Annotated in this window: 15 protein-coding genes and 1 tRNA gene; 8 read left to right on the plus strand and 8 right to left on the minus strand. The window is 38.6% G+C overall.

Annotated features, from left to right (window positions below; translation table 11 throughout):
* The first annotated feature begins 199 nt into the window (after positions 1 to 199).
* Both dnaK and dnaJ read left to right on the plus strand, forming a co-directional pair.
* A complete protein-coding gene (gene dnaK / locus DV356_RS03815) occupies positions 200 to 2,107 on the plus strand; it encodes a molecular chaperone DnaK (RefSeq protein WP_118806534.1) in 1,908 nt (635 codons plus the stop codon).
* 86 nt (positions 2,108 to 2,193) lie between these two features.
* A complete protein-coding gene (gene dnaJ / locus DV356_RS03820; protein WP_192882155.1) occupies positions 2,194 to 3,342 on the plus strand; it encodes a molecular chaperone DnaJ in 1,149 nt (382 codons plus the stop codon).
* 78 nt (positions 3,343 to 3,420) lie between these two features.
* On the opposite strand, the gene proA is transcribed toward dnaJ, so the two are convergent.
* Together proA and DV356_RS03830 are read right to left on the minus strand one after the other, a co-directional pair.
* A complete protein-coding gene (gene proA, locus DV356_RS03825) occupies positions 3,421 to 4,674 on the minus strand; it encodes a glutamate-5-semialdehyde dehydrogenase (RefSeq protein ID WP_112119447.1) in 1,254 nt (417 codons plus the stop codon).
* Between the two features lie 20 nt (positions 4,675 to 4,694).
* On the minus strand, positions 4,695 to 5,357 hold the full coding sequence (locus DV356_RS03830) for a trimeric intracellular cation channel family protein (RefSeq protein ID WP_005652973.1): 663 nt from the start codon (positions 5,355 to 5,357) through the stop codon (positions 4,695 to 4,697).
* Positions 5,358 to 5,454: 97 nt separating this feature from the next.
* Here DV356_RS03830 and DV356_RS03835 point away from each other — a divergent pair, with 97 nt between their 5' ends.
* Positions 5,455 to 6,255, plus strand: coding sequence for a hypothetical protein (locus tag DV356_RS03835; RefSeq protein WP_112119448.1), 801 nt, complete (start codon positions 5,455 to 5,457; stop codon positions 6,253 to 6,255).
* A 27-nt stretch (positions 6,256 to 6,282) separates the two neighbouring features.
* Here DV356_RS03835 and DV356_RS03840 read toward each other — a convergent pair whose 3' ends face one another.
* From DV356_RS03840 to DV356_RS03850, 3 genes are all read right to left on the minus strand, one after another.
* Complete coding sequence (locus tag DV356_RS03840; RefSeq protein ID WP_112119449.1) at positions 6,283 to 7,479, minus strand: Bcr/CflA family multidrug efflux MFS transporter; 1,197 nt, start codon at positions 7,477 to 7,479, stop codon at positions 6,283 to 6,285.
* A 1-nt stretch (position 7,480) separates the two neighbouring features.
* Positions 7,481 to 8,179, minus strand: coding sequence for a 16S rRNA pseudouridine(516) synthase RsuA (gene rsuA, locus DV356_RS03845; RefSeq protein WP_005650189.1), 699 nt, complete (start codon positions 8,177 to 8,179; stop codon positions 7,481 to 7,483).
* 90 nt (positions 8,180 to 8,269) lie between these two features.
* Entirely contained in the window at positions 8,270 to 8,890 is a 621-nt protein-coding gene (locus DV356_RS03850) for a DUF1919 domain-containing protein (protein ID WP_112119451.1), read from the minus strand.
* 197 nt (positions 8,891 to 9,087) lie between these two features.
* Here DV356_RS03850 and DV356_RS03855 point away from each other — a divergent pair, with 197 nt between their 5' ends.
* Entirely contained in the window at positions 9,088 to 11,358 is a 2,271-nt protein-coding gene (locus DV356_RS03855) for an NADP-dependent malic enzyme (RefSeq protein WP_112119452.1), read from the plus strand.
* A 223-nt stretch (positions 11,359 to 11,581) separates the two neighbouring features.
* Positions 11,582 to 13,507, plus strand: coding sequence for an LTA synthase family protein (locus tag DV356_RS03860; RefSeq protein ID WP_162627393.1), 1,926 nt, complete (start codon positions 11,582 to 11,584; stop codon positions 13,505 to 13,507).
* 30 nt (positions 13,508 to 13,537) lie between these two features.
* Here the strand turns inward: DV356_RS03860 and uvrB are convergent, their stop codons facing one another.
* Positions 13,538 to 15,577 carry an excinuclease ABC subunit UvrB gene (gene uvrB / locus DV356_RS03865; RefSeq protein WP_118806536.1) on the minus strand — a complete coding sequence of 680 codons (2,040 nt, stop codon included), beginning with the start codon at positions 15,575 to 15,577 and terminating at the stop codon, positions 13,538 to 13,540.
* 435 nt (positions 15,578 to 16,012) lie between these two features.
* Here uvrB and DV356_RS03870 point away from each other — a divergent pair.
* Positions 16,013 to 16,088 (plus strand) — tRNA-Asn (locus DV356_RS03870).
* Between the two features lie 102 nt (positions 16,089 to 16,190).
* On the opposite strand, the gene zevB is transcribed toward DV356_RS03870, so the two are convergent.
* Together zevB and zevA are read right to left on the minus strand one after the other, a co-directional pair.
* Positions 16,191 to 17,159, minus strand: coding sequence for a zinc transporter permease subunit ZevB (gene zevB / locus DV356_RS03875; protein ID WP_118806537.1), 969 nt, complete (start codon positions 17,157 to 17,159; stop codon positions 16,191 to 16,193).
* A 2-nt stretch (positions 17,160 to 17,161) separates the two neighbouring features.
* On the minus strand, positions 17,162 to 17,782 hold the full coding sequence (gene zevA, locus DV356_RS03880) for a zinc transporter binding subunit ZevA (RefSeq protein WP_110432017.1): 621 nt from the start codon (positions 17,780 to 17,782) through the stop codon (positions 17,162 to 17,164).
* A 324-nt stretch (positions 17,783 to 18,106) separates the two neighbouring features.
* Here zevA and DV356_RS03885 point away from each other — a divergent pair, with 324 nt between their 5' ends.
* Positions 18,107 to 18,412 carry a type II toxin-antitoxin system RelE/ParE family toxin gene (locus DV356_RS03885; RefSeq protein WP_118806538.1) on the plus strand — a complete coding sequence of 102 codons (306 nt, stop codon included), beginning with the start codon at positions 18,107 to 18,109 and terminating at the stop codon, positions 18,410 to 18,412.
* A gap of 10 nt (positions 18,413 to 18,422) precedes the next feature.
* Positions 18,423 to 18,746, plus strand: coding sequence for a HigA family addiction module antitoxin (locus tag DV356_RS03890; RefSeq protein ID WP_005650217.1), 324 nt, complete (start codon positions 18,423 to 18,425; stop codon positions 18,744 to 18,746).
* Positions 18,747 to 18,861 lie beyond the last annotated feature (115 nt).

Consider the following 18,861-nt stretch of genomic DNA (forward strand, 5'->3'; position numbering starts at 1 on the left):
GAAAATTTTGTTTTCCCCTTGAAGTTCATCATTTGAGACTTATTTTGAAAAACAAGAACGGAAATTACCGCACTTTAAGAAATAAAAAATTTTTAAAATTTTCTCTTGAAATGCGAAAGAATATCCACATCTTACAATTCGTAATAAATAGGTCTAAAAGCCCTACCCCGAATTTTAAAATTTTTACTAGGAGTACAAAATGGGAAAAATTATTGGTATTGACTTAGGTACAACAAACTCTTGTGTAGCTGTAATGGACGGCGATAAAGCTCGCGTTATTGAAAATGCAGAAGGGGCACGTACTACTCCGTCAATCATTGCATATACAGATAATGAAACCTTAGTCGGTCAGCCAGCAAAACGTCAAGCAATCACTAACCCGAAAAATACTTTGTTTGCGATTAAACGTTTAATTGGTCGTCGTTTTGAAAGTGAAGAAGTTCAACGCGATATTAAAATTATGCCTTTTGAAATTACTCGTGCCGACAATGGCGATGCTTGGGTAAACGTGAAAGGCGACAAATTAGCCCCACCGCAAATTTCAGCAGAAGTGTTGAAAAAAATGAAAAAAACTGCAGAAGATTTCTTGGGTGAATCTGTAACTGAAGCAGTAATTACTGTGCCTGCATACTTCAACGACGCACAACGTCAAGCAACGATTGATGCAGGTAAAATCGCAGGTTTAGATGTTAAACGTATCATTAATGAACCAACAGCGGCTGCGTTGGCATTCGGTTTAGGTTCAAGCAAAGAGAACCAAGTGATCGCTGTTTACGACTTAGGTGGTGGTACATTCGATATTTCAATCATCGAAATTGATAACTTTGATGGCGAACAAACTTTCGAAGTATTGGCAACCGGTGGTAACACTCACTTAGGTGGTGAAGACTTTGATAACCGTGTAATTGATTACATTATTGATGAGTTCAAAAAAGAACAAAATATCGATTTACGTAATGATGCGATGGCATTACAACGTGTGAAAGAAGCTGCAGAGAAAGCAAAAATTGAACTTTCATCAGCTCAATCTACTGAAGTGAACCTTCCGTACATCACTGCAGATGCGACAGGCCCTAAACACTTAGCATTAAATATCACTCGTGCAAAATTAGAAGCATTAGTAGAAGATTTAGTGGCAAATTCAATTGAGTCTTTGAAAGCGGTATTAAAAGATGCAGATAAAGGTGTAAGCGAAATCCACGATATTATTCTTGTGGGTGGCCAAACTCGTATGCCACTTGTACAACAAAAAGTTGCTGAGTTCTTTGGTAAAGAAGCACGTAAAGATGTGAACCCTGATGAAGCGGTGGCAATCGGTGCGGCAGTTCAAGGTGGTGTATTAAAAGGTGATGTGAAAGATGTTCTTTTATTAGACGTAACTCCATTATCTTTAGGTATCGAAACCATGGGCGGTGTGATGACCACTTTAATTGAGAAAAATACCACGATTCCAACTAAAAAATCGCAAGTATTCTCAACAGCAGAAGATAACCAAAGTGCGGTAACTATTCACGTTCTTCAAGGTGAACGTAAACGTGCGGCAGACAATAAATCTTTAGGTCAATTCAATCTAGAAGGTATTAATCCTGCACCGCGCGGTATGCCACAAATTGAAGTAACATTTGATATCGATGCAAACGGCGTAATCAACGTATCAGCAAAAGATAAAAATACGGGTAAAGAGCAACAAATTCGTATTCAAGCATCATCTGGTTTATCTGATGAAGAAATTCAACAAATGGTGCGTGATGCAGAAGCAAATGCTGATGCAGACCGTAAATTTGAAGAAGTTGTTCAAGCTCGTAACCAAGCAGATGGTATTGCTCACGCAACACGTAAACAAATTGCAGAAGCTGGCGATGCATTGAGTGTCGCAGACAAAGAGAAAATTGAAGCTGCAGTCGCTGAGCTTGAAACAGCAGCAAAAGGCGAAGATAAAGCAGAAATTGAAGCAAAAATTGAAGCGGTAATTAAAGCCTCTGAACCATTAATGCAAGCAGTGCAAGCAAAAGCTCAACAAGCTGGTGGCGAGCAACCACAACAATCATCAGCAAAAGATGATGGCGTGGTAGATGCTGAATTTGAAGAAGTGAAAGATAATAAATAATTCACCGCTCTTCTTAGCATAAACAAAGGGCGTGGAAACACGCCCTTTTGGTGTATTTATTTTCAGCAACAAATTACAAAATTACTATGGCAAAAAAAGATTACTACGAAGTCCTTGGCCTACAAAAAGGGGCGAGTGAGGACGACATCAAACGTGCGTATAAACGTTTAGCGTCTAAACATCACCCCGATAAAAACCAAGGCAGTAAAGAAGCAGAAGAAAAATTCAAAGAAATTAATGAAGCTTATGAAGTATTAGGCGACGATCAAAAACGCGCAGCCTACGATCAATATGGCCACGCAGCCTTTGAACAAGGTGGTGGCGCTGGTGGCTTCGGTGGCGGCTTTGGCGGTGCTGATTTTGGTGATATGTTCGGTGATATTTTTGGCGATATTTTCGGTGGTGGTGGACGTGGTCGTCAGCGCGTTGTTCGTGGCGAAGACTTACGTTATGACTTAGAAATTAGCCTAGAAGAAGCCGTAAAAGGTACAACCAAAGATATTCAAATCAATACTCTTGCACATTGTGATAGCTGTGGTGGCTCTGGGGCTGAAAAAGGTTCTAAAGTGGAAACTTGTCCGCATTGTCACGGTTCTGGTCGAATTCGCCGTCAGCAAGGTTTCTTCGTATCTGAAAGTATTTGTCCAACTTGTCACGGTAGCGGTAAGAAAATTGAAAAACCTTGTCGCAGTTGTCATGGAGAAGGACGAGTTCATAAGAAAGAAAATCTTTCAGTAAAAATTCCTGCAGGCGTAGATACGGGCAACCAGCTTCGCTTAGCTGGAAAAGGTGCAGCAGGTGAAAATGGCGCACCAGCTGGAGATTTATATGTTGTGATTCACGTGAGAGAACATAATATTTTTGAACGTGATGGCTCTAATCTTTACTGTGAAGTACCGATTAGCTTTGCTACTGCAGCGCTTGGCGGTGAAATTGAAGTGCCAACTTTAGATGGCAGAGTGAAACTTAAAATCCCTGCTGAAACGCAAACAGGAAAATTATTCCGCATGCGAGGCAAAGGTGTCGCTTCTACACGTAGTGGTTATGCGGGCGATTTAATTTGCCGTATCGTGGTAGAAACGCCAGTTAATTTAACCAGCGAACAAAAAGAATTACTCCACAAACTTGAGGAAAGTTTACAAGGTAAAGATTTAAGTAAACATGCACCAAAATCTTCAGGATTTTTAGACGGTATGAAAAAATTCTTTGATAATTTGGGTAAATCTGACAAATAAAGATAGTGAAAAAGTCCGCATTTCGCGGACTTTTTTATATGCAAATAATCTCTTCTAAAAATTACCGCACTTTGGGTTTTATTTGCGAACCGTATATTCTCCCTCACACACCCATTTATAACTCGTTAATGCTTCTAATCCCATTGGGCCACGAGCGTGAAGTTTTTGGGTACTCACGGCAACTTCTGCACCTAATCCAAATTCTCCGCCATCAGTAAAGCGTGTGCTTGCATTCACATAAACGGCAGCTGCATCGACTTGATTAATAAATTGACGTGCTAGGTTTTGTGAGGACGTTAAAATACTTTCAGAATGTTGCGTACCATATTGGCGAATATGCTCAATAGCGGCATGAATATCTTCCACAACAACCACATTCAAATCCAATGATCCCCATTCTTTTCGCAATTCTTTTTCTGTCACTTCGCAGACATTCGCACCCGCTTGTTTCAATATATTAAGTGCGGTGGATTTTGCATGATATTTTACGTTTTTAGCGGAAAGGTGAGAGACAAGTTTAGGTAAAAATTCTTCAGCAATAGAATGTTGAACTAACAATGTTTCCAATGTGTTACAAGTGCTTGGACGTTGGGTTTTGGCGTTATCAATAACAAAAACCGCTTTATTTTGATCCGCACTTTTTTCAACGAAAATATGGCAAACACCCACGCCACCTACAATAACAGGAATAGTCGAATGTTGTTTACACAATTCATGTAAACCCGAACCACCACGAGGAATAATCATATCCACATAGCGATCCAGTTTTAATAATTGCATAACGAGTTCACGGTTTGGATCGGTAATGGCTTGCACCGCAAATTTTGGTAAGCCTGCTTGCTCTAAAGCATTTTGCACAACTTCGATTAAAATCTTGTTAGAAAACTGTGTTTCTTTACCGCCGCGTAAAATCACTGCATTACCCGTTTTAAGGCAAAGACTTGCCACATCAATGGTTACATTTGGGCGAGCTTCATAAATTGTACCAATGACGCCTAGCGGAGTGCGTACGCGTTCGATTTTAAGTCCGCTATCCAATGTACCGCCGTCTATGATTTTCCCCACGGGATCTGCTAGAGAAATAACGTGGCGTACATCATTAGCAATGCCTTGTAAACGTTCTTGTGTGAGCAGTAGGCGATCAATCAAGGCATCCGATAATCCATTTTGTTTGGCAAGTTCAATATCTTTTGCGTTTTCGGCTAAGATAAGCGGTGCTTGTTGTTCGAGTTGTTCTGCAATAATGGATAATGCACAATTTTTTTCAGCAGTGGTGAGTTGAGCCAAGATAAATGCAGCATCTTTGGCTTGTTTACCCATTTGTTCTAACATAGTTATTCCCTTTATTGTATTTATTTCTTTTTATTTGGCAGCTTATCTTGTTCTTCCGATGTGAGTTCTTGGTAATTAAACACCGGCAACCCCCATTCGAAATGAATAGCTAAAAGGCGTAAAGTAAAGCTGCTAATAAGTGTGAGTAACACGGCAAGCGTATGTTCTACTTGAAGTGTGCTTAATGCGTAATAAGTCAGCGTGGCAAATAGCGCAATGCTGGCATAGAGTTCTTTTTGGAATACGAGAGGAATTCGATTGCATAGCATATCGCGTAGAACTCCGCCAAAGGCACCCGTAATACAACCTGCAATACAAACAATGGTAAGGCTATGTCCCATATCCATTGCAATTTGTGCACCAATAATGGAATACACCACTAAACCCATCGCATCAAGCACCAAGAAAATAGTGCGAAAGTAGCGCATAAAATGATTGATGAATGGTGCAACATATACGGTAATTACCGCCGCACTTGCCACCATTAAAAAATATTCTGGGTGCTTAACCCAGCCGAGAGGATAATGCCCAAGCAGTACATCACGCACAGAGCCGCCACCAATGGCAGTGACAGATGCGATAATGATCACGCCAAAAATATCCATTTTTTCACGACCTGCCGCAAGTGCGCCTGTCATTCCTTCAGCTGTGATACCGATGATATATAAAATACTAAGTAACATTCATGTACCTAAGTGCGGTTAAAATTGGTTTCATTCTACTTTAAAATTTAATGAATTTTTAGCATAATGGCGCATTATTTTTTCAGACGTCAAAATTATGTCAGAACAATCTTCTAAATATATCGCAGCATTGCTTGCGGTATTATCGATTTCAATGGTGCTTGGCATCGATCTATTTATTTTTTCTTTGCAATCTGAAAAGCAAACAATGCCTCATTTAGGTGTAGGCGTGTTGGTTGCACAGTTAATTTCGTTGTTGGTGTTTTATCGTGGCGAAATTTGCCCAGGGCAGCGTGGTCGTTTAATCAAAGTGAATATGACTTTTGCTATTTATTGGGCACTGTGGTTGCTGATAAGCCTATTACAAAATAATCACACGCTTACTAACGTGATGAGCGTATGTGGTCTTTCTGTCGTGTATTTTATTTGGAAACAACCAAAAACTGAAAAAATTCGTAACAGCTTTTTATTGATGGCTGCATTAATTGCGGGTTTAGGTTGCTTGAGTTATTTAATGATTTTTACCGTGCTTCCTGCGAGGGATTTTGCTGAATATAACCCTTTTGCACCAATTTTATCTGGCGTGATTTTAGCAAATCTTGCGCTTGTTATTGCACGAAATCGTTTACAAGGTTTTATAGCATTGTTGCCCTTAGCAATGATTATATTGCTTGCTCTAAATGCTTTGGCAATGTTTTTATTTTTACTTTTAAATGGTATGGAAAGTGCGGTTAATTCTGAGAGTGTTTTTGCCTACATCATTTATTTTGTTTGCCATTTTGTGATTGCGGCTATTCTGATTCTGCATAGTTTCCAAAAGTGGAAATTATCTACCAATAGTTTATTTATCCTATTATTTATTGCTGTTTGCTTGCCGTTATGGATGGTTTTTGTTTAATAAAACAATCATTGCGCCGTGGGGAATTTACCCACGGCTTTTAAGATTTCGGCTGGTTAGAAAGTAATACGCCAACACGGAAATCACGACACATGCCCCCATAGTAAAGAGCATTGGTGCGGCAGTATCCATTTTCATTGACGCGACTAAACTTCCCATAATTGCACCCACTGCAAAACGTACGCTACCAATCAAAGAATTTGTTGTTCCCGCCATTTGAGGACATCTTTCTAAAGCTGATGCCATTGCATTTGATGAAATCACGGGGTTTGGACCGACGAAAAAGGCGACGCCAATTGCCATAGGCCAAAAACCGAGATCTAAAAGTGCGGTCAAAATTAGCCACATTCCAGAAAGGAATTGAATTGCGAGGGCTATCCGTAACATTGTTTCTGCGCCCACTTTAGTAACAAATCGGCTATTCAAAAAGGAGGCAAAGATCATCGTAACGATATTCATCATAAAGAAATAACCGAACTGATCGACTGGAACGCCATAAATGCCGATATAGACAATTGATCCTGCAGTCACAAAAGCAAACAACCCGCCAAAGCTAAAAGAGGCGGCAAACATATAGCCAAGCACTTCTTTTTGCTTCCAAAGCAGAAGGAAATTGCGAGCGATAATATTTAAGCGCAGCGGAATGCGATTTTCTTTTTTATGGGTTTCTGGAATGATGAAAAAGACCAATGCAGCGGCTAATAATCCCACGAGCGAAATAACGTAAAAAATCGCGTGCCAGTGAAAAAACTTGACGATGTAACCCCCAATAATTGGCGCAACTAAAGGCGCAAGCATAAATACTAACGTGATGGTGGACATCACTTTAGATAGCTGATCTTTACTAAATAAATCACGCAATAATGCGCCAGAAAGTACAACAGGTGCGGCACCAAAGAAACCTTGCACAAAACGAAGTGCGGTAAAATTTCCGACTGAATTTATTTCGGTAAGCACTAAAGCTGTTAATGCGCCCACAATAACACCGAGTAAAATGATCGGTTTTCGTCCGAAACTATCACCAAAAGGCCCCCAAAAAAGCTGACCAAACGCCATGCCATAAGCAAAAGAGGTGAGCGTGTGTTGTACTTGTTCTGGACTCACGCCGAGATCTTTCGCAATTTCTAAAAAAGACGGCAAATACATATCCACGCCAAAGGGCGGCAGCATAGAGAGAATACCGAGGGTAAGAATAAAGATGAAAGTCGATTTTTGTTGATTCATATTATTTTACTAACTTTTCAATTTCACTTTGAGTTAATGGGCGGTATTCCCCTTCTTCTAAGGATTCATCCAACACTACATCACCAATTTTCCAGCGATGTAATCCAACGACTTTATTCCCAAGTGCGGCAAACATACGTTTTACTTGATGATAACGACCTTCAGAAATGGTCAGATTCACATTGTAATCATCTAAGATTTCTAATTTTGCTGGTTTAGTGGGCTCTTTTTCTCCGCGTAATAAAATACCTTCCGAACAAGCCGCTGCATAATTTTCTTCTACAGGATCAGCTAATGTCACCAAATAGGTTTTTTCACAATGATGTTTTGGCGAAGTAATACGATGTGACCATTGTCCATCATCAGTAAGCAATACGAGACCTGTCGTATCCACATCTAAGCGACCTGCGCTATGTAATTTTCCAGCTAAAGGGTAATCAAAAAATTGATAAATAGTTGGATAGTCGCCGTCATCATTAGAACAAACACAGCCTTGTGGTTTATGCAACATAAAATACTGGCCTTCTTCGATCCAAGTTAATAATTCATCTTCAAAATAAATTTCGTCTTCTTGTGAAATTTGAACCGAACCACTTTTGACAATTTCACCGTTGATTTTTACCGCACTTTGGCGGATCGCTTTTGTTGCTTGAGAACGAGTTAATCCCACATTTTCAGCAATAAATTTATCTAATCTCATTATGTTTTCTCTTATTAAAATTCGCTAGGCATTTTACAGGTTTTTGCTTTTAGAACGAAACAAAAAAGGCTGCAATACAGCCTTTATCTATTAAGCTTGGTTAAACCACTTCACGTAATCGAATTGATCGTAATATTTTTTCCCATTCCAGCCAGAAAATTCAAAAATATCGCCCACCTGATTTTGCTTCTCGAAGCCTTTTATATAACAAGCCGATTTAAAAGCTGGATAGGGCTTGTGAGTAAAAATCACTTTATTTTTGAAAGGGAGTTGATCAAAAAGTTGAATGTCTTTTTCGGTCACGCCGTCTCGATCTGTCATCATAATAAAAAGATTGTCTAACTTCATTCGTGACGTGCGAAGTTGCCATTTTTCATTGGCTTCTTGCTCACTGTGATAATGCATAAAATGAATTTCAAGATCGGCAAGTTTTCCCACTGGATAACTTTTTTCTGTTTGTACGAATGTGAGAGGTTGAGTGAGGTAAAAATCTATATTTTGTAAATAACGCAAAAAATCCTGTGGCGAGAGACAGAGATTCACAAAAGGGGAATTAAACGGCTGGTGCAAATCATGTAAGATAAAAGCCCCCACGCAATTGGCAGAAATGACAGTCATACCTTGATTTGTTAGTTTACGTTGCAGAGTGCGATTAATGAAAAATCTTTGGCATTTATTCACCGCACTTTTAATTTTTTGAAATGGATTCATTTTCTCATCCTTTATGCTTTTGTTGCGAAAATCCTACCTTTTTTGCTGAAAAATGAAAAGTCTAGCTAATGCTTCGCATCAAAAAAATTTTGTTATAAAGTTGTAAAAGTTTGCAGTTCGTCACAATTTTTTGAATAAAAAACAGATATAATCGACGCAATATTTCAATCCTGTTTCAAGAAAATGGAGCACTTATTATGACCGAACAATTACGTCAAGCAGCCTTAGATTTCCACGAATTTCCAATTCCTGGAAAAATCGAAGTTACCCCAACAAAATCATTAGCAACCCAACGTGATCTTGCCTTAGCTTATTCACCGGGTGTGGCAGAGCCTTGTTTAGAAATTGAAAAAGATCCTGCAGCCTCTTACAAATATACAGCACGTGGCAATTTAGTGGCGGTGATTTCCAATGGTACAGCGGTGCTTGGACTTGGCAATATTGGCGCGCTTGCCGGCAAACCCGTAATGGAAGGGAAGGGCGTATTGTTCAAAAAATTTGCGGGCATCAACGTATTTGATATTGAAGTGAATGAGCATGATCCCGATAAACTTGTAGATATTATCGCCTCGTTAGAGCCAACTTTCGGTGGAGTAAATCTTGAAGATATTAAAGCACCAGAATGTTTTTATATTGAACAAAAATTACGTGAGCGTGTGAATATTCCGGTATTCCACGATGACCAGCATGGAACAGCGATCATCAGTGCTGCCGCGATCATCAATTCTCTTCGTATTGTAGGTAAAAAAATTGAAGATGTACGCTTAGTGGCTTCTGGTGCGGGTGCTGCATCTATTGCGTGTTTGAACTTATTGCTTTCTTTAGGTATGAAACGTGAAAACATCACGGTTTGTGACTCGAAAGGCGTGGTATATAAAGGCCGTGATGACAAAATGGATCAAACCAAAAAAGAGTATGCAATTGAAGATAATGGCTGGCGTAAACTTGGTGATGCGATTCCAAATGCAGATATTTTCTTAGGTTGTTCTGCGGCTGGTGCGCTTACACAAGATATGGTTAAAAGTATGGCTGCGCATCCAATTATTCTTGCTTTGGCTAATCCAAATCCTGAAATTACCCCGCCAGAAGCAAAAGCAGTTCGTCCTGATGCGATTGTATGTACAGGCCGTTCTGATTATCCAAACCAAGTAAATAACGTGCTTTGTTTCCCATTTATTTTCCGTGGTGCATTAGATGTGGGCGCAACCACTATTAATGAAGAAATGAAACGAGCGGCAGTTTATGCCATTGCTGACCTTGCATTAGAAGAACAAAATGAAGTGGTAACTTCGGCTTACGGTGGCGAAGGGGCGACATTTGGTGCGGATTATGTGATTCCTCGTCCATTTGATCCTCGCTTAATTGTGCGTATCGCACCAGCGGTAGCAAAAGCTGCAATGGAATCTGGTGTGGCAACTCGTCCAATTCAAAATTGGGATGCTTATGTTGAAAAACTCACTCAGTTTGTTTACAAAACGAGCTTGTTTATGCGTCCTATTTTCAGCCAAGCAAAATCGGCAAAACAACGCATTATTTTAGCGGAAGGGGAAGAAAATAAAGCATTACATGCCACCCAAGAAGTGATTTCAATGGGCTTGGCAAATCCAATTTTAATTGGTCGCCGCAGCGTGATTGAAGAAAAAATTAAAAAACTTGGTTTACGTTTAACTGCAGGTGTAGATTTTGAAATTGTGGATAACGAAGATAATCCTCGCTATGAAGAATGTTGGAAACACTATTACGAACTTACTAAACGTAAAGGCATTACACCTGCAATCGCAAAACGTGTCGTGCGTTCTAACACTACCGTATTAGCTTCTACATTGCTTAGCTTAGGTTATGCAGACGCTTTAGTATGTGGTTTATTTGGTTCATACGGAAAACACCTTGCCTCTATTCGAGATATTATTGGCTTAAAAGACGGCGTGAAAACTGCCGCTGCTTTAAATAGTCTTGTATTACCGACTGGTAACGTATTCTTAACAGATACTCACGTAAACAGTAATCCTACAGCAGAAGAATTAGCTGAAATTACCTTAATGGCAGCAGAAGAAATTCATCGTTTTGGTATTGAACCTGCAGTTGCATTGCTTTCTCATTCTAATTTTGGTTCATCTGATTCATTAGGCGCACCAAAAATGCGCGAAGTATTACAAATCGTCAAAGAACGTAATCCGCACTTAATGATCGATGGTGAAATGCGTGGAGATTTAGCGATGAATGAAGCACACAGAAAAGAATTAATGCCTGATAGCCCATTGAAAGGAAGCGCAAATTTATTAGTGTTCCCTGATTTGAGTGCATCACGTATTAGTTATAGCTTATTACGCGGCACTACTACGGCAATTACCGTTGGCCCGATCTTAATGGGAATGAATAAATCTGCGCATATTCTTAATCCAGGTGCATCTGTTCGTCGTATTATCAATATGATTGCCTATGCAGCAGTGAAAGCACAACAAGAGTAATTAAAAAAGTGCGGTGAATTTCTGTCGTTTATTTAATGAAGCCTCGATTTTTCTCGAGGCTTTATTTTCTAGTGAATGTGTTTACATTTGAGATTAAGTAAAACTATGCGAAAATTTACCGCACTTTAAGGCTTTTATTTTGTCGAAAAGGAGCTGATAGACAGTTGCCTATCTTTCTTTAATTTAATACGGCTTGGATGCCGTTGTGTTAGTGGTTTTTACAATGAAAAAAGCTCATTCCCCTTTATTCCCCATCTTCACATTCGTGTTAATTAATCTCATTATCCTTTCCTTATCCCGTTTGGGACTTGCTGTGTGGCAATCAGAGCGTGTATCCGCCGTAGATGGCTGGTTGCAATTATTTTTGCAAGGCGTACGAATGGATGTTGTGGCACTTTGTTATTTATTTGGCGTACCAGCATTGCTCACAACCTTGTTCCATAGCAGTAAAGTTTGGGTAAAAATTTTACGCCTTTGGCTAACCTTTGGTAGCGTGTTCATTATCTTTATGGAAATTGCCACACCTGCCTTTATTGAAACCTACGATTACCGCCCAAATCGTTTATTTATCGAATACTTGATTTATCCGAAAGAAGTTTTTTCAATGCTTGCGGAAGGACATTTAAGTGCGGTAATTTTTAGCCTTGTTTTCACGATTTTAGCTGCCGTGATTTATTGGAAAATTTCTGGTTGGGCAGTCAAAAATTTAGGTTCAATCAGTTGGAAACTTCGCCCTGTGATTGCTTTGCTTGTGATTGTCTTGAGCTTCCTTGGGGCACGTTCAAGTTTTCAACACCGTGGTATAAATCCCGCTATGGTGGCATTTTCTTCTGATGCGTTAGTGAATTCTCTGGTGCTTAATTCGGGCTATTCCGTCATTTATGCGGCACAGCAATTTAAAGATGAAGAAAAATCTTCAGAAATGTACGGAAAAATGGATGCAGATGAAATGTTTCGTATTGTTAAAGCTAGCCGTGGCCGTCCAGAAAGTGATTACATTTCAGATAAATACCCAACTTTAACGAAAAATGTCGCGACTTATCAGGGTAAACCTAAAAATATCGTGATTTTGCTACAAGAAAGTCTCGGTGCTCAGTTTATTGGAACACTCGGTGGCAAACCACTTTCTCCAAATGTGGATCAGCTCGCAAAAGAAGGGTGGTTATTTGAAAATCTTTATGCAACAGGCACACGTTCAGTACGTGGTATTGAAGCAACAACCGCAGGTTTTACGCCAACACCAGCTCGTGCAGTGGTGAAACTTAATAATGCCCAAAGTGGTTTCTTTACTATTGCGGATTTATTACATAAACAAGGCTATAACACTTCCTTTATTTATGGTGGCGAAAAGCACTTCGACAATATGGCGAGCTTTTTCTATGGCAATGGTTTTAAAGATATTTGGGATCAACAAGACTATCAGAATCCAACATTTACTGGCACTTGGGGCGTGAGTGATGAGGATTTATTTGATAAAGCCAATGAAACTTTCACGAAATTACAAAATGAAGGTAAACCGTTTTTTAGTTTAGTGTTTAGTTCCAGCAATCACGATCCATTTGAATATCCAGATGGCAAAATTGAGCTTTATGAGCAACCAAAAGCCACTCGTAATAACGCAGCAAAATATGCGGATTATGCGTTAGGTCATTTCTTTAAAATGGCAAAACAGTCTAATTATTGGAAAGATACGATTTTCTTAATTGTTGCGGATCACGATTCTCGTGTAGGCGGAGCAAGTCTTGTGCCGATTAAGCATTTCCATATTCCAGCCTTGATTCTTGGTGATGGAATTGCGCCACGCCGTGATAGCCGTCTTGTGAGCCAAATTGATATGCCAACTACATTGCTTTCTTTAGCTGGCGTAAGTGGCAATTATCCAATGATTGGTTTTGATTTAACGCAAGATGTAAACCCAGATCGTGCTTTTATGCAATACGATCAAACTCAAGCAATGATGAAAGGCAATAATGATGTGGTAATTCAAATGCCAAATAAAGCAGCACAAGGTTATCATTATGATAAATCAACAGAAACTTTAACGCCAAAAGAGGTGCCTGATGCAATGAAAAAAGAGGCATTGGCTCACGCTTTATTAGGTAGTTATTTGTATAAAAATCGCTTGTATTCTTCAGGTGAAAATAAATAGACAGAACGCCAGCTTAAGCTGGCGTTTCTTTTAGTTATCAAAAACAAACTGTTCACGCAATTGATGTAATTGATCGCGAATAGCCGCGGCTTTTTCAAATTCCAAATCTTGCGCAAATTTATACATTTGTTGTTCCAGTTTTTTGATTTGTTGTTGATATTCTTTGGCATTTTTTGGTGCATTATAAAGTGCGGTTGGTTCTGCCGCCATTTTTCCACGTTGTTTATTGGCTTTCGCTTTTTGGTTTGCACCTTGCCCAATATCTAACAATTCGCCGACTTTCTTATTTAATGCTTGTGGCACAATGCCGTGTTCTTCATTGTATTTTGTTTGTTTTTCACGACGACGATTGGTTTCGGTGATGGCTTTTTCCATGGATTTTGTGATGCTATCTGCATACAAAATCGCTTTACCATTTAAGTTTCGTGCAGCACGACCGATGGTTTGAATTAAAGAACGTTCAGAACGCAAAAAACCTTCTTTGTCCGCATCTAAAATCGCCACAAGAGACACTTCTGGAATATCTAAACCTTCACGCAATAAGTTAATTCCCACTAATACATCAAATTCGCCTAAACGCAAATCACGGATAATTTCGACGCGTTCCACGGTATCAATATCAGAATGTAGATAACGCACACGAATCCTGTGTTCATCTAAATAATCCGTTAAATCTTCCGCCATTTTCTTGGTGAGTGTTGTGACTAAAACTCGCTCATTTTTATCCGCTCTTTGGCGAGCTTCGGAAAGTAAATCATCCACTTGAATAGACACTGGACGAATTTCAATAAGCGGATCAAGCAAACCAGTGGGGCGAACCACTTGATCGATGATTTCACTGCCTGATTTTTCTAATTCATAAGGCCCTGGTGTTGCTGAAACATAAATGGTTTGCGGAGCTAAGCGTTCAAATTCCTCAAAGCGTAACGGACGATTATCCAATGCGGACGGCAAACGGAAACCATATTCGACTAAGGTTTCTTTACGTGAACGGTCGCCACGATACATCCCGCCAATTTGAGGCACAGTTACATGAGATTCATCAATAATTAAAATCGCATCAGAGGGCATATAATCAAATAATGTTGGTGGTGGTTCGCCCTCATTTCTTCCCGATAAATAGCGAGAGTAGTTTTCAATTCCCGAGCAATAGCCCAATTCATTCATCATTTCAATATCAAATTGGGTTCGTTGGCTGATACGCTGTTCTTCTAAAAGTTTATGTTCTTTAATGAAGTATTCACGGCGTGATACCAGTTCTTTTTTGATGTTTTCTATCGCATCTAAAATACGTTCTCTTGGCGTTACATAGTGAGTTTTAGGATAGATCGTAAAACGTGGGACAGCACCAAAACTACTACCAGTGAGCGGATCAAATAAACTTAAACGCTCGATTTCATCATCAAATAATTCAATACGCACTGCACGATCATCAGATTCCGCAGGGAAAATATCAATAATTTCTCCGCGAACACGGAAAGTTCCACGCTGAAATGCTTGATCATTTCGGGTATATTGCAATTCCGCTAACTTCGCTAAAATTTGGCGTTGATCGATAATGGCACCTTGTTGTAAATGCAACATCATTTGTAAATAGCTATCAGGATCGCCCAAACCATAAATTGCAGAAACAGAAGCTACCACGATGGTATCTCGACGTTCTAGAAAAGATTTCGTCGCAGAAAGTCGCATTTGTTCAATTTGATCATTAATAGACGCATCTTTTTCAATAAATGTATCACTGCTCGGCACATAGGCTTCTGGCTGATAATAATCATAGTAAGACACAAAATATTCCACCGCATTTTCTGGAAAAAAACCTTTCATTTCTGCATAAAGCTGAGCAGCAAGGGTTTTATTCGGTGCAAGTAACATTGCAGGGCGATTTAATTGAGCGATTACATTGGCGATAGTAAAGGTTTTCCCCGAGCCAGTTACCCCGAGTAAAGTTTGATGTGCCAAACCATCCGTTAAATTTTCAGCCAATTTTTCGATAGCTTGTGGCTGATCGCCAGAGGGACGAAAGTCGGAATGCAGAATGAATGGTTTTGTGTTGATTTTTTCAGACATAAAGTGCGGTTGGTTTTTTGATAGTTTTGAATAATGCCTATTTTAGCATATTTAATGTGTAAAATTGATCAGGCAAAAATCTAAGTTTTACACAGACTTAGCGATGTCAAGAGGAAGATGTCACAAATTCATTAAAAAAACTTTAAATTTTTACTAGACAAAACTTAACTTATTGATTTTAAATTAAAATTTAATTTTAGGCTAATCTATAATCAAGATCGAATAATCCTTGTAAGAACAAGGGATCTGCAAAATTTTAAAAAGTTAATCCACAAAGTTATCCACAGGCTCTGTGGATAGAAAAATAAATATTAGGGGGTATATAAAAGATGAGGAAATTTTTTGTTTTTTATGAAATTTTTTTAAATTTTGCATTGACAAGCTAACTATCGATCATTAAAATTCGCGCCCTGTTTCTCGTGATACAAAGTTTATTCCTCCTTAGTTCAGTCGGTAGAACGGTGGACTGTTAATCCATATGTCGCTGGTTCAAGTCCAGCAGGAGGAGCCAATTTTTCTTTTGGTTTAGAGTTTGTTTGTCTCCTTTTACAAATTCTAAATTAGCAACCAAAAGATTTTGAGCCCATCCAGTTGATGGGCTTTATTTTTAACTTCAAAATAGGATTTTGCTTCCGCCAGTTGAGATAGTTGTGCCATACAACAAACTCAAGGCAAAAAATAGCATTATTCCACCTGCGATTAGTTTCACGATACTTTCGCTTTTTCCTTTCGTATTTTTTGAACTATACCAATGCCCTAAGTGGATTGCGGTATTTCTCGCATAACGTACAATTCCTGCGAAGGCTGACAGCATAAGCCCCGTGCCGAAAGACATGGCTAATACAGCTAAAATTCCCCAGCTATAAAGATCAAGCATATAAGCTAAAAATAAAACGAAAATTGCACCGCTACATGGTCGCATGCCAATTGTTAGAATCACGAGAAATTGTGATTTTAAATTAGTTGCTTGTGCAGTTTGCGTCGGGCTTGGCAAATGTTGGTGTCCACAACTACAGGTGTTTGGCTGAAAAGTGCGGTTATTTTTCACCGCACTTTTTTCGTGTAGGGGGAGGGAATTGAGGGATTTAATGGTTAATTTAGCTTTTTTACGATAGGCACGTAGACCTTGCCAAATCCAATAACAGCCGAGAAATACCAATAATAGCAAGGCAGTTCGTTCTAACCAAAGCTGACTTAATTTGAAATAACGTGATGAAAGATTTAGCACTACAACAAGCAATGTTGTTGCTGTAATGGCGACAATGCCTTGCATTAAGGAAGAAAGTAAACTCAAGATAGTGCTTTGTTTTAATTGGCTTTCATGCGTGGAAAGATAGCTGGCAATAATAAATTTGCCGTGTCCTGGCCCGAGGGCATGGAGTACGCCGTAAACAAAGCTGGCGAAAATAAGTGTGATGCCTGCCTTGATGCTATTATTTTGAATTTGATGTAAATTTTCCGAAATAAGCTGATTAAACTCTTTTTGCCAACTGGCAATATGTAAGAAAAACCAAGGGGAAAAATAGACAAGTAAGGCGAGTGTAATCACTAATAACACGAGCCCAGTTTTATATTTTTTCATTTCTACTCACATTGAATTATTATTTTTTGTGCGAACATTACGCCTAAGGAATCATCTTCGTTCTTTTGGGATTTATCAAGTGAAGATGCGTAGGCTTGGATTTTTTCATCCACATTAGGTTCAATTAATTTTCCTTGGCAATTTTTCGAAAGTGCGGAAAAATCTACCGCACTTTTTGACGCGTAAGTCATCGCCACATAATAAGTGGGATCGTAAGTTTGTAAGCTAAATGTGTTTTTTTCTAACTTTTGCGGATGGGCGAGTGGCACATCAAAATAATATTGCAGTTGTAAGTCTTGAACATTAATGCCGTAATTTTTTGGGCGAGGGGAATATTTGATTTTATTATTCTGAGTATCATATAGATAGCTGAAATAATGCTCACTGACGATATTTCCCATTACATCATCAAGAAGTTTTTGTTTTTCCGCTTTAGTTCTAGCTTGTTTCATATCATAAATAACTGCAGACGAACTTGGTTCATCCAACGTCCATTTCATTGAAAAACCTGTGAGTTGATTATTTTCTATAATGGGCGTGGTTTGTATATCAATAAATGCGTGAGGATGGGCTAAAACACCAAAACTAACGAATAAACCGAGTAATAATGAATACGTTTTCACAAAAAATCCTATTATTTTGAACGCTAGAATTTGAAGTTGTTTATTCTACACGCAAAAACGAATTTTTCTGTCAAAAATGTTGATGTAAATCAAAAAAACTCTCAATAGCATTTCCCTTGCCTTTCAATATTCAGTAACATAGCTCCCGTCAAGTGATTGCTTGATATTCATAAAGTTCCTAAATAAAATAATGATAAATATAGCTAAACTACTTTCCTGCCACCCGTTTCGGGTGGTTTTTTTTATCTAAGTCGAAAGATGCACTCTTGCATTGTGCATTTATTCTTATTATGATCAGCTCGAGTATAACTAAGAGAATAATAGATGTTTAATTTAAAGCGTGAGCATTTTAGAGATGATTATCTTTATAGGTTTTATCAATATGGTGATGCTCATAGTAAGATTCCTTCTAATTTGTATAAAGTATTGGCAAGAAAATTAGATATGATAAGTGCCTCAGAAAATATCAACGATTTACGTTCTCCACCAGCTAACCATTTGGAGTTACTTGAGCCAAAAGAAAATAAAATTTATTCCATTCGAGTGAATAAACAATATCGTTTAATTTTTAAATATGAAAATAACGAAGTAAATAATTTATATTTAGATCCACATTCTTATAATTTGTAAGGAGGATAATATGATGACGAGAAAACCCACCTCTGTTGGTGAAATTCTACAAGAAGAGTTTTTAGAACCTTTAAGTCTTAAAATTAGTGATTTAGCTCAAATTTTAGATGTACATCGTAATACGGCAAGCAATATTGTTAATAATAGTTCACGAATTACGCTAGAAATGGCAGTTAAACTTGCTAAAGTATTTGATACTACGCCTGAGTTTTGGCTTAATCTGCAAACACGTATTGATTTATGGGACCTTGAACACAATAAACGTTTTCAACAAAGTCTTGCAAATGTTAAGCCCGCTCTACATCGGCATGATACTTCTACATTTGCAATGTAATTTGAGCCCTAAAGTGTCTATTTAATTTAGGGAATACTTCACTCTAAATATTTACAAGTGGTTAGGTTTCGCCAAACTTTTGCAAAATCTGTCCACTTGTTTCCTATATTTTCGC

The sequence above is a fragment of the Haemophilus influenzae genome (genome assembly GCF_003494325.1).
GTDB lineage: Bacteria > Pseudomonadota > Gammaproteobacteria > Enterobacterales > Pasteurellaceae > Haemophilus > Haemophilus influenzae_I.

Excerpts from the sequence above, each read along its gene's own strand:
- dnaK (WP_118806534.1), top strand. The coding sequence starts at position 200 with ATGGGAAAAATTATTGGTATTGACTTAGGTACAACAAACTCTTGTGTA.
- dnaJ (WP_192882155.1), top strand. The coding sequence starts at position 2,194 with ATGGCAAAAAAAGATTACTACGAAGTCCTTGGCCTACAAAAAGGGGCG.
- proA (WP_112119447.1), bottom strand. The coding sequence starts at position 4,674 with ATGTTAGAACAAATGGGTAAACAAGCCAAAGATGCTGCATTTATCTTG.
- DV356_RS03830 (WP_005652973.1), bottom strand. The coding sequence starts at position 5,357 with ATGTTACTTAGTATTTTATATATCATCGGTATCACAGCTGAAGGAATG.
- DV356_RS03835 (WP_112119448.1), top strand. The coding sequence starts at position 5,455 with ATGTCAGAACAATCTTCTAAATATATCGCAGCATTGCTTGCGGTATTA.
- DV356_RS03840 (WP_112119449.1), bottom strand. The coding sequence starts at position 7,479 with ATGAATCAACAAAAATCGACTTTCATCTTTATTCTTACCCTCGGTATT.
- rsuA (WP_005650189.1), bottom strand. The coding sequence starts at position 8,179 with ATGAGATTAGATAAATTTATTGCTGAAAATGTGGGATTAACTCGTTCT.
- DV356_RS03850 (WP_112119451.1), bottom strand. The coding sequence starts at position 8,890 with ATGAATCCATTTCAAAAAATTAAAAGTGCGGTGAATAAATGCCAAAGA.
- DV356_RS03855 (WP_112119452.1), top strand. The coding sequence starts at position 9,088 with ATGACCGAACAATTACGTCAAGCAGCCTTAGATTTCCACGAATTTCCA.
- DV356_RS03860 (WP_162627393.1), top strand. The coding sequence starts at position 11,582 with ATGAAAAAAGCTCATTCCCCTTTATTCCCCATCTTCACATTCGTGTTA.
- uvrB (WP_118806536.1), bottom strand. The coding sequence starts at position 15,577 with ATGTCTGAAAAAATCAACACAAAACCATTCATTCTGCATTCCGACTTT.
- zevB (WP_118806537.1), bottom strand. The coding sequence starts at position 17,159 with ATGAAAAAATATAAAACTGGGCTCGTGTTATTAGTGATTACACTCGCC.
- DV356_RS03885 (WP_118806538.1), top strand. The coding sequence starts at position 18,107 with ATGTTTAATTTAAAGCGTGAGCATTTTAGAGATGATTATCTTTATAGG.
- DV356_RS03890 (WP_005650217.1), top strand. The coding sequence starts at position 18,423 with ATGATGACGAGAAAACCCACCTCTGTTGGTGAAATTCTACAAGAAGAG.